Source organism: Ructibacterium gallinarum, assembly GCF_014982785.1.
Lineage (GTDB): Bacteria > Bacillota > Clostridia > Monoglobales > Monoglobaceae > Ructibacterium > Ructibacterium gallinarum.
On record NZ_JADCKB010000007.1, the window covers coordinates 88,970 to 103,749 of the forward strand.

Below are 14,780 nucleotides of genomic sequence, written 5' to 3' on the forward strand. Positions count from 1 at the left end.
TCCCCCCTCTTTTACATTGCAACTGCAAAGCCGCAATACAAAAAATACAAATACCGCTCCTTTACCGGAACCTTTAAAATCTGGCTTAAGCCGCGGGCATAGTACTCCATCTGAAGCTGATAATTCTGCGCCCTCTTCTTTGCTTCTTCCCGTGTAACACGATCCGTTTTGTAATCAATCAAAACAATCCCGTCTTTATCATAAAAGAAGCAATCCGCGATTCCCTGCAGAAGCACTTTTTCTTCTCCATCCTCTTCTGAAAGTCCGCTTTGTGCCTCTTTGGCCGGAATTTCCATATAAAAATCAAATTCCCTCTCCGTTCTTTCTGCGTTTGCAAGCCGTTTTCCCAGCGGATGCCGGAAAAAATCGAATATCCCTTCTTCCAGCACGGCCTGACGCTGGCGAAGACGAATCAAGCCGCTTTGTACCATCTCATCCAGCTGGCACCGGATCTGTTCTTCTGTCTCTGTCTTGTGAAAATCCAAATGCTGCATCACATAATGGGTAATGGTTCCACGTTCTGCGGCACCTATATCTGAGGCTTCCGTTAAAACCGCCCTGCTCAGACCTGCAATCTCGGGAACATGCTCTTCCGGCATTCTCCTTCGTTTGAGTTCACTGACCGACAGCTTCACCGGAGTGCATCCCAGCTCAGTATGAGGATATTGATATTCCAGCCTCTGTGCCAGCGAAAGATCTTCCTGCCAATCCGCTTTATCCTCTTGGACCGGCTTTTCCATCTCCGCCATTTCCTGAACCCGTAGCGGCATAGGATTGGTTTCATGATTGACAATCTGTATCTTCAACCCAAAATCCATACCCATATCCGGCAAAATATCTATCCGATCTGCTTTTTCCCGAAGCTGTGTAGCCGAAGGATGCCGCAGCAATGCCGCCAATACCCAATTATGCATGGTTCTGCGCCGGCAAATAAAGCCGGGCAGCACACCATTCTTACAATAAACAGCTTCTTTCCATGTTTGATCCCGTTCGGTAATAGCGGCAGACAAAATCAGCTTTTCTTTTGCACGGGTCATTGCAACATACAAAAGCCGCATTTCCTCTGCGCGCTGGTCTTGGATCATCTTGCCGCGAACCAAATCTTTCGCTAAGGTATGATACCGAATACGCTGCCGGGTGTCTACATAATCCATAGCCAATCCAGCCTGCTCATGCCAAATTACTGATCTTGACGCATCCCTTTCATTAAATTCCTTTTGCATCCCATAAAGGATTACAACGGGATATTCTAAACCTTTTGATTTATGTATGGTAGTAACAGAAACCGTATCCTTTTGATCCGCAAAATTCCGGGCAGCCTCCATATCTTTTTTATTCTCCCGCAGGCTTTCGATGTATGCCATAAAGTGAAACAACCCGTTTAACGTGCCCTGTTCAAATTCCGCTCCACGCTGATGCAGTAATTGTAAATTTGCTTGACGGATTTTCCCTCCTGGCATTGCTCCTGCCAAAGCCATATATTGAAGCTGATAACAAATTTTAAAGATCAGTTCATCCACACCGCTGCAAACTGCATCCTCCCGCAATTCATTCAAAACCGCCAAAAAAGCGGATGCTTTTTCATTTCCCAGATCTGCCGCAGTGCATAAAGCGGTATAATAGTTTCCCTTGGCGCACAACCGTATCTGAGCAAGTTCATCCGGGGAAAAATCAAACATCGAAGACCGCAGCACTGCCAAAAGCGGAATATCCTGCAGAGGATTGTCGATAATCTGCAAAAAGCTCAAAACCGTCATTACTTCAATGGAATCCAAATAGCTCCTTCCGGTCTCACTGACAGCATCAATACCGTATTCTTGAAGGACCTGCTCCAGCTCCGCCATATCCGTTTTGGTTCTTGCCAATATGGTGATATCTCCCAAACGCACCGGCCGCAACTTCCCGGTCTGTTTGTCAGTAACCTGTATTTCACAACCGGCTACCATGGCACGAATCCTCCGGGCTACAGTTACGGCTTCTTTTCGGCTGGCAGACCAGTTTGCATATTCCCCATCCTCTGCATAGTGATTCTTTCCAGCCTCCGTCAATAAAAGTTCCGTCTCAAAATTTCCGGCATTTTCAGGATATGCAGCACCCTGTGTCAAATATTCTTCCCGGGTATAATCCAGTCCACCCGTTTTTTTGGTCATAATAGTCCCAAAAATTCCGTTTACACTATCAATCACCGTGCTTCGGCTCCTAAAATTTTTAAACAGGCGAATACATATCCCGCCTTCACCGCGGGAATACTTTTCATATTTTTCTGCAAAAATAGAAGGATCTGCATTCCGAAACTTGTAAATACTCTGCTTAAGATCACCAACCATAAAGATATTCTTCCCATTCCGGGACAATGATTGAAAAATGGTATCCTGAATGTTGTTGGTATCCTGGTACTCATCCACCAAAATTTCTTCAAACTGATTTCGCAATTTTTCTGCCGTCCGGGTTGGGCAACCTTTCCGATCCGTAATCAAATGCAGCATTTCATGTTCTAAATCCGAAAAATCCAGCGCTGAGCGCTCCCGCTTCATTGTCTTATGTAATCGATCCGTCTGCCGTACCAGTTGTTTTAATGTCTGAATCCTGGGTGCACACAAGATCATTTTTTCCAGCCGTTCCGGTTCCGCATTATAAAGCATGGCCCGAAGTCCTTTCAAAGGTTCTGTCACCATACTCGTTTTAATGCGATTAATACACGTCACCAGTTCTTCTTCCAGACCAGTTTTAAAGGGTGTTTTCTTTATGATATAGCTTTCACAACAGCGGCGTACTTGAATGATATTTGCAGAGCCCCGCAAAACCGGGGCAAATATTTCTAAAAACTGTTCTCTCAATTCCTTATAATAGGAAAAATATTTATGATCCGAAGGCACTTCCGCTTCTACTAAACGCCAAATTTCTTCCAATCCCGTTGCTATATCCTCAGCCGTCTCCCGGCAATAATCCAGCAAAAGTTGTTCCCAAACCGTGCCTGCAAGGCTTTCTGTATTTTTTAAATTCCGATATTGCTGAACCGCATATCTCAGCCACTGCTCCGGCCGTGCCAGACTTTTGGCAAAGTTATAAAGCTTCAGTACGGTACTTCGCAAATTTTCATCGTTTTTGATACCGCCGTAACCCACCGCCAAATCACGAAAACCTTCTTTTTTCCCTATTCTTTTATAATACCGCTCCAGCACCTGATCCAGCGCCTGGTTGCGCAGTACTTCATTTTCTGTATCATCAATAATGGTAAATTCTGCCGGCAGAGAGGTTTCATGAACATGATTCTGCAAAATTGTTTTACAAAAAGCATGAATCGTGGAAATATGTGCCGAATGCACTAAAATACTCTGTTCCTGAAGCCATTGATTATTGCTCTCCTGCTTCAGCCGCTGTTCGATGGCTTGTGCAATTTTACGCTTCATTTCCGAAGCCGCGGCTTCCGTAAAAGTCAGCACCAAAAGCCGATCGATGCGAACCGGATTTTTTTCATCACAAATCCGCCGTATGATCCGCTCTACCAAAACAGCCGTTTTACCACTGCCCGCGGCAGCCGCAACCAAGATGCTGCTTCCCCGCGCTTCGATTGCCTGTAACTGCTCTTCTGTCCACTGCACAGCCATAATCACACCTCCTCCAAGCATTCTTTCATCAGTTTACCACAATGGCACAGCTTTTGCAACCACTTTTCAAGCCTTCTCTTGCAACCAAAAGTAATTTGTGCTATACTCCAACTATGTAAAATACACGCAGGGAGGAAATAAAATTGAGAAACATACTGATTACTGGCGGATCCCGCGGAATTGGAGCGGCGACAGCCCGCGCCTTTGCGGCCCAAGGTGACCGTGTATTTATCAACTACCGCCAAAATCGAAATAAAGCTTTGGCTCTAGCAGGCGAAATCGGCGGGACCGCCATTGCGGCTGATGTAGCCGATGCGTCTCAAGTGGCCGTCATGCTTCAGGAAATCACCCACCTTGCCGGCGGCGTGGACGTCCTGATCAACAATGCAGGTTTTGCACAGTTTTCCATGTTTGACGCCCTTTCCGACACGGAATGGGACCGTATGATGCAGGTCACGCTCAACGGTGCATTTTACTGTATCCGCGGGGTCCTTCCTTATATGATCCATCAAAAACAAGGAAACATTATCAATATTTCCTCTATGTGGGGAATCACTGGGGCTGCATGCGAAGTTGCCTATTCTACCGCCAAGGCTGGGCTGATCGGAATGACCAAAGCTCTGGCAAAAGAAGTAGGGCCTTCCGGAATCCGAGTCAACTGTGTAGCACCGGGTGTCATTGATACAGACATGAACGCTTCCCTCTCTCAGGATACAATCCGGTCTTTAAAAGAAGAGACACCACTTGGTCGCCTTGGCACACCAGAAGAAATTGCTGATACCATTTTGTTCCTGGCAAAGCCAGACAGTTTTATCACCGGTCAGGTCATCAGTCCAAACGGCGGTCTGGTAATTTAATACAAAAAAACGTATCACATTGCTGTGGTACGTTTTTTGTATTCTGTTTTATTTTTGATTTTCCTTATTATTCTTCGGATTTACAATGTCTCTCCAACCAAGATCCCCGCGCTCAATTCCCATAATCAACACCTCAGCCGTAGCCACATTCGTGGCCAGCGGAATGTTGTGTACATCACATAACCGAAACAGTGCGGATACATCTGGTTCATGCGGCTGAGCAGTCAACGGATCCCGGAAAAACAATACCGCATCGATCTCATTATATGCAATACGCGCTCCTATCTGTTGATCTCCGCCTTCCGGACCGGATAAAAATTTATTGATCGACAATCCAGTTGCTTCTGCCACCAAGCTTCCTGTCGTCCCAGTCGCACACAAATTGTGCTGCTTCAAGATTCCGCTATAGGCAATGCAAAAATCAACCATAAGTTCTTTTTTCTTATCATGTGCAATCAACGCAATATTCATTTCCATTCCCCTTTCTAACTAACACGAAAACCAACCAAGACTGCTATACCCGTGCTGTTTTAATCTATCTATTCTTTCTCAGTCTTATTTTGCAACAATCACACTATAAAGCCTTTCAGGCACACGCAGCAATATTTTTTTGCAACAGTAAACCTTATGACCGCATACTAACAATATCATAACATAAAAATAAACAAAAGTCAAAGAAAAATCTACAAAAATTTATATATATTGTTTTTATATTATTTTTTTTTGCTGTGATTGCAAGGTTTTCTTTGGGAATAAATTATAAGGTCCCTTCTCCTGCCGAGTTTTGTGATGCATTTGGGGCTTCTGTTTCTGTAGGGGCCTTTCCCCGCTCCGCAGACGCAGTGGGAGAGGCTGTCGCTTTTGTTCCTTCCGCATCCTCTTTCCGACTGGAAGATTTAGACGAAGATGCTGTTGCCTTTGGCTTTCCGGTAGATTCTGGTTTTTTCGTTTCTTCCGCCTTTTTCTTTTCTGCCGCCTCCGGATTTTCTCTTTCTTCTTTTAATTCCATATAAGCATCAAAGACATCCCGCGCCACCTTAGCCGCATAGGTACTGGAGGCTCCATGTTCAATTACCACTGCCACAACGATTTCTGGATTTTCATACGGTGCAAAACCAACAAATAATACATTATCGGCATCATCCGGCACCTCGGCAGTTCCCGTTTTGCCGGCTACTTTGTATTCACAGGTAGAAAATGCGGCTCGTGCTGTACCATTGGTCACCACCTGCCGCATACCATTGGTAACTTTTTCAAATGTGGTATCCGCAATGGGATGCTCCGACAAAATTTCTGGTTCTTTCTTATAGACCGCTTCTTTGGTGTCATAATCCACTACTTCACTAATCAAATGAAGTTTATACCGCGTCCCCTTATTCAGCAGGGTGGCAACATAATTTGCCAGCTGCGCAGGGGTAAATAAGTTATCCGACTGACCGATAGCCGCCTGAAGCACATCACCCGGATACCATTCTTCCCCAATTTCTTCCCGATGCTCCGGGCTTGCAAGTAACCCCTTACTCTCAGGAAGTTCAATCCCTGTTTCTTCCCCCAAACCAAAGTAAGAAGCGTATTCATCTAGGGTCTCAATTCCCATTAAACGCCCTATTTCAAAAAAGAAATAGTTACACGAAACACCCAGCGCCTCTGAAACCTCAATGGTTCCGTGGGTCGCACCGGTGGAAGAATAAATTAAACAAGTAGGCTGATAAGAAGGATAATAGGTATATTTTCCCTTATCCTGAATATACGTGTCGGGCTGGATGACCCCGCTTTCCAATCCGGCAATTGCCGTTAACGGTTTAAATGTAGAACCAGGCGAATAGGTTCCATTAAGCACCCGGTTAAACAATGGTTTGGACTTGGCTTGCACCAGTTTTTCATAATCTTCATCAAACGTAGAGGGATCATAGGTGGGATAGGAAGCCATCGCCAAAACTTCTCCCGTGCTGGGCACAATAGCAATCGCACCTCCCGCGCCATTTTTTCCTACCGCATCGGTTATATTCTTTTCAAGCGACTCCTCCATTGCCGCCTGTAGTTCCATATCTAAGGTTAATTTCGCGTAATTTCCGGGTTCCACTGGCTGACTCTGTAAAATTTCCGTTACACCGCCGCTTCTCGACATGGAAACACTCTTATACCCGTCTTTTCCTTTCAGGTACGGCTCTAAAACCTTTTCGAGTCCATCTTTTCCTACAATATCATTCATGCCGTAACCCTGATCTTTTAATTCCTGGTATTCTTCCGCATAAATTTTTCCGGTACGCCCTAAAATATGGGCAGCCATACTACCGTTTGCAAACACACGAATTGGTTCAATTTCCACCTCTACACCAGGGAAATCCATTCCTCGCTCCTTAAGCTGCTGTACCACTTCATCGCTGACATCCCGGGCAATAATGTACGGATTACTTGCACTGAAATTACTTTTTTCCATATCATACCGGACCGAAACTATATGCAAAAGTTCCTGCTCTGTATATTTCCCTGCCACCGCATACTTACTGCGGTAATACTCCATAATCTGACGTGCATCAGAATACTGCGTGAGTTTGTTTTCTTCCTTCCAGGTCTGGAGTTTCTTTTCTTGCTCTGCTTTCAAGGTAGCCGCGGCATCAGCATCAATTTCTTCTTCAGAGTCCGCCGCCTCCTTAATAGCCTGCTTGTCCGATTCCTCCGCCTTTTTTACCTCTTCAAGTTCTTCCTGCCCATCCGTATAAACAAAGCCCCATTTTTGATTCTTTTCATCATAAAAAACAGGGAACTCTGACTCCAAACTGCCTCCATCCTCTGTTACAAGACGGCTGACTGCCAGAATCTCTTCATTCAGTTCATCATCACTTAAATCTATTTTTTGAAACTGGATCGCATATCCCATTTCATTCTCTACAAATGGATTCCCATAACGATCCAGTATCTCACCCCGGGGCGCCTTTACGGGATACGCCCGCAACAGACGCTGTTCCGCCTGTTGACGATAACTTTCGCCCTTGACCACCTGTAGGTCAAACAGACGAATCACACAGGCTAAAACCAATACGCCTATCAGAGCCAATACAATAATATACCGATTGTTAAATCCTTTTCCGTCCAAGCCGTCACCCTCTTTCTGTCTTTTTATTTCTAAAATCAAGAAATTCGTTTCAAACGCAGCAGCTTCATCAGCCATAGCATAGGAAACGCAAGCAAAAATCCCACTACAGCATTATAAATCGCCTCAGGGAACGCGGTACGAAAAATTGCGGTTACAAATCCAATATCTCCCCGAACCATCAGCCGGGCCAGATAATAAATGAGTGCCGCCGCCAACGTTCCTGCTGCCACTGTAACGGTCCCTGCCAACCGTTTTCCACCGCTGAAAAACCGTTCGCTTAAAAAGCCTGCCGCAAATCCTATATATAAATAGCTCAGACTGCTGACACCAATCATACGTCCAATCATCAAGTCATATACCAATCCAAAAATCATGCCGCAGACAGCGCCTTCTGTTTTACCCCGGAAAAACCCGGTCATAACAATAAAACATAAAAACAGGTTCGGCGCAATTCCCCATATAGCCAATTCTCTTACCAAGGTAGGCTGAAAAACCGCTAGCAAGATCAGCCATATTCCATAAAATACAATCTGCACTGCAAAACACCTCCAGTGTCACGCCTAAACCTTTCTCATTCTCTTAGCTCAGATCCATCCCCAGCCATGCTGCCACCTGAAGAACTGTTACCCGACGAACTGCTGCCCGATGAACTGCTACTCGACGAATTGCTACTCGATGAATTGCCGCCTGATGAACTGCTATTCGACGAATTGCTACTCGATGAATTGCCACCTGATGAACTGCTGCCTGACGAACTGTTACCTGACGAGCTGCTGCTCGATGAATTGCCGCCTGACGAACTACCTCCAGATGTATTTTGTGACGGCTTTGCAGTAGTACGTGAATTAGAACTTCCACTTGTAGAAGACGGCTTTGAGGTCGCAGAAGCTCCGCTTTTTGAACTGCTGCTGGAACTGGAAGTCTTATCCTCGTCTTCCTCTTCACCGTTTTCTGTCTTTTTATCCGTATCCTCTTTTCCGTTATCCGTCGTCGTTTCTTCTTCGCCGCTCAGTCTGCCAATATCATCTACATGATTTTTTAAAACAAAAACCTGACTGAGCTTGCTCATATCCACAATTGGCTCCACCGATGCATATTTTGACATGGTAGTATTATCTTCTTTTACTTCCAACACCTTTCCTATCAGCAATCCCTTGGGATAAACTCCACCCAGGCCGGAAGTTTCCACATAATCTCCCGGCTCAATATCAGTATCCCTTGAAAGATATCCCAGCCTGCACTGCCCTTGATACCGGAGTGCAGAATCCCCTTCCAAAATACCAATATCTTTGGAGCGTTCCACCATACTTCCTACGCCGCTCTCCGGGTCAAGAATGGTAATGACTTCTGCCCAACTGCTGCCAACCCTGTAAACTTGTCCGATCAATTCCTTGTTCGCCGTAAGAACCGGTTGGTTTTTCTGTATACCATCATTGGTACCTTTGTTAATGGTAAAACTGCTGTACCAGTTAGAGGGATCCTTTGCAATCACAGAAGCCGCCGTCAATTCAAGCTTTTTTTCATTCTCTGCAAGATCCAGCATCTGCCGAAGTTCAGCATTTTCCTCTTCAAGCCCTTGTGCGTCACGCACACGTTTGTCCAATTCAACATTGGCAGCTTTTAATTGTTCATTTTCTTCCCGCAATGCCTTTACACTGCCGAAATATTCAAAAATATTACTGAACCAGCCACCCATTCCGGAAGAAGCCGACTGTCCGGCGGCCGCTGCCGCACCTACAGCATTCTCTGCGGCATTGACTTTTTCCCGTCCGGCAGAAGCACCAAAAATACCAATCATAACCGCAATGACCAGCGTAGCTGCAACCAGAAATACAAGCTGTTTATTTTCAAAAAAATTTCTCACAATGACCCCTCACAACCAAGGAGCAAACGCCCCCTATTCTCTTATAAAAAACTATTTTGCCGTCTTCCCATTTCTGCCATAAAATCCAAAGATTTTCCGGCGCCAGCCGCCACACATTCCATGGGTTCTTCGGCAATATAAACCGGTATTTCGGTATTGACATGAATCAGGCGTCCCAAACCTTTCAGTTTGGCACCTCCGCCAGCCAAAACAATGCCGCTGACCATAATATCTGATGCCAATTCCGGCGGCGTTTTTTCTAAAGCCACTTTTACCGCATCCACGATCTCCTCCGCATTTTCTTTCAATGCTTCCCGCACCTCATCTGAAGTAATCACAGCCGTCTTGGGAAGCCCGGTCATGAGATCTCTTCCTTTGATCTCTGTTTTATCCGTTTCCCGATAAAAATAGGCAGAACCTATACTGCATTTTACCTGCTGGGCCGTAACATCACCAATAGACATATTATACTTGCGTTTCACATACTGCACAATGGAATTATCAAATGCATCTCCGGCCACACGCACCGAATGAGACACCACAATCCCACCAAGAGAAATCACCGCAACCTCTGTTACCCCAGCGCCCACATTGACAATCATATTACCGCACGGTTCACTAATTTCAATCCCGCAGCCAATGGCAGCCGCCAAGGGCTGTTCGATCAGATAGACCTCTTTTGCGCCTGCATTCCTGGCCGCTTCGGTCACCGCTCTGCGCTCTACCTCCGTAATACCGCAAGGCACACAAATTACTACCCGAATACGAAAAAAACTATTTTTTGCAGTTTTTTTAATAAAGTGTTTTAGCAAGGCAACTGTCCCTTGGAAACTGGTAATGACGCCGTTCCGGATTGGACGAAGCGCCTGGACTCCGTCAGGGGTTCTTCCCATCATATCGCTGGCATCACTTCCAATTGCCAGAATCTGCTGATTTTTGGTGCTCCGCACCACCATAGACGGTTCGTTAAGTACAATTCCCCGTTTTTTTTCATATATCAGCGTATTCGCTGTGCCAAGATCAATTCCCAGATCCACCGCCATACTACCATCTCCTATCTTTTTAATTTCAAATTTTATTTTTGGCTCTCTTCCATCAAATCAATGCCAAAGCTTTCTTTCAAAATTATACCCAGTCTGCACAAAGGCAGACCTACCACATTAAAATAATCCCCATCGATACTTTCAATAAACAAAGCGCCTATCTTCTGAATTCCGTAGGCGCCAGCTTTATCCATAGGCTCACCGGACCGGATATAACTGTGGATTTCCGCTTCAGATAAAGATCGGAAACGTACCTTTGTTACCACAAAATCCGAAACTTTTTTTCCGGTTTTTGTATCCACAACAGCCAGCCCTGTATAAACCCGGTGCGTTTTCCCCGATAAGGAAAACAACATGGCAAATGCTTCATCCTCATCATCCGGCTTTCCCAAAATCTTCTCACCTAGTACAACCACCGTATCCGCCGCCAAAATCAGCGCATCTTTTTTTAAACGCTTGGCTGTATTTTCTGCTTTTTGCATTGCCAGACGCCGCACCGTTTCCTCTGGGTTTTCACCAGGAATCAGCTCCTCTTCTCCGTCATCTGCCATCACTTCAAACTCCGGCAAAACCCGTTTTAATAATTCTCTACGCCGGGGAGACCCGGACGCCAACACTACCGTTTTCATTCCTGTTCCTCCCCCTTTTATCTTCCTGTGGAACCAAAGCCGCCTGCACCACGCTCCGTTTGATCAAGTTCATCCGTTTCCTCCCACTGAGCACGAGCAACGGGCAGAAAAACCAACTGGGCAATTCTGTCCCCCGGATTAATGGTATAGCTTTCTTCGGATATATTATGCACGGCTACCTTAATTTCACCAGTATAATCGCTGTCAATCACACCTACGCTATTGCACATGGAAATACCCTTTTTAAATGCCAATCCGGAACGGGGAAAAATAAATCCGCCATATCCCTCCGGTATCTGAATGGCTATTCCGGTGGGTATCAAAGCCCTGCCGCCAGCAGGAACCGTAACCGGCCCGGACAACGCGGCTGCTAAATCCATACCGGCACTGCCTTGGGTGGCATATTCCGGTACAGGAACATTTTTCTGCAAATATTTAATTTTGACTACCATTATGACATGACCCCCTTGTAAAAATGTAGTCTGGTATATTCTCCAGCCGGAGCCTCTCCTTTAAGACAACTACTGCATATTTTTCTGCATTCCTCCGGCGATTCCATCGTAAACAACAATCTTCCATATGCCGCACCTGCATCTTTGATTTTCGAAATCTGATCACCCATATACAGCGGCACCGTATTCAACACCACGCTTCTGCAGGAATCCCCGTCACGCAGCAAAGAAAACACCTTGCCACGGCGATCCCAAAGCTTGCCGCCTTCCGGTGGGCACGGACACTGTCCCAAATTTTTACTAATACAGTTTTCGGTAAGCATCAACGGTAGGTATCCATAAACCAGCACCTCGGCTGGCAAATATTTCTTTAAATCCCGAATCTGCGCCAGATTCAGTTCAGGCGATAAACATACCGCCTGCAGTCCCAGATTTTTAAGCGCCTGCATCGCTCTGCTGTTGGCCGTATTGAGCCGGTGTCCTCCCCAAAGAGAAAATAAACCTTTGCCCTCCTGAATCCAACCCAGATTTTCTGCACGCAATGCCGAAAACCCCATTTTACACAGCTGTTTCAGCTGTTCTGCCAAAGCCATCCGCTGGCTGTCATGTAAAATTACAGGAGGGGATAGAATCATTCTTTCTTTTTCTTCCAAAAACAGTTCCGGCTGTTCCGATACCACATGAAGAGGTACATCAATTCGGTAAAAAGGAAATTCCTTTACAGCACAAAACTGTTCTGCAGTTTGCACCGAGGCGGTAAAACGAAACTCCATCGACACCTCCCGTTCTAAATCTTCCGAAAGCGGATACATCTTTTTCCGCGCTTGCTCCATTATCTTTTTTTCCAATGCCGCAACTGCCTCCCGGCGGAGTCCATTTAACACACGCACCGGTACGAACGGTTTGCCAAAACGCTGTATCTCTATTTTTTCAGCAAAAAAAGCCGTCCCTCCCATTTTACTCAGCTGCTTTTTCGTTTCATCCAGTCCAGCAGGTTCTTTTTCCGCCTTTTCCAGCGGTTTTTCACCCCTGCAAGTCACGGATTCTCCCAATCCTTCCAGAGTAAGTTCCGGAAGGCTGCCTTCACGCAAAATTGCACTTAACAACACCGGCACCGTCTTTTCGGGCAGTGCCGGCAAAACCATATTTCCCTTGACATACGGGTTGTCCGGCTTATGAAAAGCAAACATACTTTTCCCCGTTTTTCCTGTAAAATATCCGTCTGTAAGCCCGCCCCGATAAAAAACCCTGTTTAACATTTCATACTCTTCCCGAGAGGGCTGTCTTTTTTCATCAATACATTTTCGGTAAATCCGAGTCACGACAGAAACATAGTCCGGCCCTTTCATCCGTCCCTCAATTTTTAAAGAGGCAACGCCCATTTTCTCCAGCTGGGCAAGATGCCGGATCAGGGACATATCTTTTAAACTCAGATAAAACTGTTCCCTGCCATCACCGCTGTGATACGGCAACCTGCAGGGCTGTGCACAACTGCCTCGGTTTCCGCTCCGTCCACCTAGAACACTGCTCATCAAGCATTGACCAGAATAGCTCATGCACATGGCCCCGTGAACGAACACCTCGATTTCAGCATTACAATGAGACAAGATATGTTGCATATCCTCCCGCGAAAGTTCCCGCGACAATACAATGCGCTGTACGCCCATACTCTCCAGCAGCCGAACACCAGCTAGATTATGCACTGTCATCTGGGTGCTGGCATGAATACTCATTTCCGGACATAACTGCTGAAAGTACCGTACAACGCCCAAATCCTGTACGATGATCCCGTCAATCCCGGCGTCTGCCAAAATTCCCGCAAAGGATTCCAAGTCAGAAAATTCGCGGTCAAGCGTCATCGTATTCACTGTCACATACGTCTTCACCTTCCGCAAACGGCAATAAACAGCCGCTTCGTAAATTTCCTGCGGTCCAAAATTATCTGCAAAACTCCGGGCGCCAAATGCCTTTCCGCCAAAATACACGGCATCTGCACCGGCAGATACGGCCGCTTTCAGACATTCCATATTCCCGGCTGGCGCCAATAATTCTATTTTCCCTGTCTTTGTTTTTTCCATATGCCTTTATCCCTGACGCCGGCGGACGGAAGATAGTTCCGTTTCCTTTTTCGCCAGTTCAATTTGCAGCTTGTGCATATCCTCCTTCAGTTTTTCCACCTCAAGCTTTTTTGCCTCAAGCTCTTCGCCGCTCCGCTGTGCCTCTTCCATATACCGTTTCAGTTCCAACCGGATATTGTCAAGCACGCCTTCGTTTTTCAAAAGCTCGTCTGCAATATTAATGGAGGTAAGCACAGCCGTCATAGCGGTGCTAAGCTGTTTGTTGCCCTCCTGGATTTGTGCCATACGCTTGTTGACCAGCAGCGCTACCCGCTGCACATACTCCTCCGACTCATTAGTAAGCAGCGTGTACTCTACGTTATTGATCTTTACTTCCACTTTTTTGTTTTCCATGGCTTTCTCCTTTATTTCGCATTTCCTGCGACAATCCGCTCAGCTTTTTTTCAGTAGCCTCATGGTTTTTAACACCCCGGCCACGGTCTTTGCATCTGAGATTTCATTTGCCATAATCCGATCCACCGCTTCTTCAAACGGCATGCGTAAAATATCCAGATATTCATCTGGATCCGGATGAATGTTCCCTTCATAAAGGTCCGTTGCCAAATACAGATATGTCACCTCGTCTGTAAATCCCGGTGACGGATAAATAAATCCCAAGGGCTCAAATCGGCGCGCCTTCAATCCGGTCTCTTCCTCCAGTTCCCTGATGCCGCACGTCTGGGGATCTTCCCCCGGATCCAGCTTTCCAGCCGGAATCTCTAGAATCGCTTTTTCTATTGCCTTCCGAAACTGACGAACTAAAATAACCTCATCGCTTTCTGTTAAAGCCACTACGCCCACACCGCCCGGATGCGCAACCAGTTCCCTGGTTGCAATCTTACCTCCAGGCATTGCAACCTTGTCTACAGTAAGCTTTACAATTTTCCCTTCGTAAATCTTTTCAGACGAAATGGTTTTTTCTTCAAATATCACAACTTTCATCCTCTCTCACGATTCCGATTTTAAGTTAATTATATATTTTTTTCTGTTCTGCAGTCTAAAAAATACAGCGGGGAAATTACCGCCATAAACACAGACAGACGGCCAGTGAATGCCTCTCCTTTAAAAAGAGCCGTTCACCGGACGTCCGCACCGGAGGGGGCAAAAGCCCCC

At 46.0% G+C, this 14,780-nt stretch carries 12 protein-coding genes; 1 reads left to right on the top strand and 11 read right to left on the bottom strand.

Annotated features, from left to right (window positions below):
- Positions 1-11 precede the first annotated feature (11 nt).
- A complete protein-coding gene (gene addA, locus INF28_RS04725; RefSeq protein ID WP_226392328.1) occupies positions 12-3,608 on the bottom strand; it encodes a helicase-exonuclease AddAB subunit AddA in 3,597 nt (1,198 codons plus the stop codon).
- Positions 3,609-3,751: 143 nt separating this feature from the next.
- Here addA and ymfI point away from each other — a divergent pair, with 143 nt between their 5' ends.
- Complete coding sequence (gene ymfI, locus INF28_RS04730; protein ID WP_264175690.1) at positions 3,752-4,465, top strand: elongation factor P 5-aminopentanone reductase; 714 nt, start codon at positions 3,752-3,754, stop codon at positions 4,463-4,465.
- 48 nt (positions 4,466-4,513) lie between these two features.
- On the opposite strand, the gene mgsA is transcribed toward ymfI, so the two are convergent.
- From mgsA to INF28_RS04780, 10 genes are all read right to left on the bottom strand, one after another.
- Positions 4,514-4,936, bottom strand: coding sequence for a methylglyoxal synthase (gene mgsA, locus INF28_RS04735; RefSeq protein ID WP_226392329.1), 423 nt, complete (start codon positions 4,934-4,936; stop codon positions 4,514-4,516).
- 286 nt (positions 4,937-5,222) lie between these two features.
- Positions 5,223-7,637, bottom strand: coding sequence for a penicillin-binding transpeptidase domain-containing protein (locus tag INF28_RS04740; RefSeq protein ID WP_226392330.1), 2,415 nt, complete (start codon positions 7,635-7,637; stop codon positions 5,223-5,225).
- Entirely contained in the window at positions 7,598-8,098 is a 501-nt protein-coding gene (gene mreD, locus INF28_RS04745; protein ID WP_226392331.1) for a rod shape-determining protein MreD, read from the bottom strand. The genes INF28_RS04740 and mreD overlap by 40 nt, the downstream gene beginning before the upstream one ends.
- Positions 8,099-8,133: 35 nt before the next feature.
- Positions 8,134-9,426: a rod shape-determining protein MreC gene (gene mreC, locus INF28_RS04750; protein ID WP_226392332.1), complete on the bottom strand. Its 1,293-nt coding sequence runs from the start codon at positions 9,424-9,426 to the stop codon at positions 8,134-8,136.
- A 41-nt stretch (positions 9,427-9,467) separates the two neighbouring features.
- Positions 9,468-10,469 (bottom strand): rod shape-determining protein, encoded by a 1,002-nt coding sequence (locus INF28_RS04755; protein WP_226392333.1) that lies wholly within the window; start codon positions 10,467-10,469, stop codon positions 9,468-9,470.
- Between the two features lie 32 nt (positions 10,470-10,501).
- Positions 10,502-11,098 (bottom strand): Maf family protein, encoded by a 597-nt coding sequence (locus tag INF28_RS04760; protein WP_226392334.1) that lies wholly within the window; start codon positions 11,096-11,098, stop codon positions 10,502-10,504.
- A gap of 17 nt (positions 11,099-11,115) precedes the next feature.
- Positions 11,116-11,550 (bottom strand): dUTP diphosphatase, encoded by a 435-nt coding sequence (dut, locus tag INF28_RS04765; protein WP_226392335.1) that lies wholly within the window; start codon positions 11,548-11,550, stop codon positions 11,116-11,118.
- Complete coding sequence (locus INF28_RS04770; protein WP_226392336.1) at positions 11,550-13,628, bottom strand: U32 family peptidase; 2,079 nt, start codon at positions 13,626-13,628, stop codon at positions 11,550-11,552. The genes dut and INF28_RS04770 overlap by 1 nt, the downstream gene beginning before the upstream one ends.
- A 6-nt stretch (positions 13,629-13,634) precedes the next feature.
- Positions 13,635-14,021: a cell division protein ZapA gene (locus INF28_RS04775; protein ID WP_226392337.1), complete on the bottom strand. Its 387-nt coding sequence runs from the start codon at positions 14,019-14,021 to the stop codon at positions 13,635-13,637.
- Positions 14,022-14,060: 39 nt separating this feature from the next.
- Positions 14,061-14,609 carry an NUDIX hydrolase gene (locus INF28_RS04780; protein WP_226392338.1) on the bottom strand — a complete coding sequence of 183 codons (549 nt, stop codon included), beginning with the start codon at positions 14,607-14,609 and terminating at the stop codon, positions 14,061-14,063.
- Positions 14,610-14,780 lie beyond the last annotated feature (171 nt).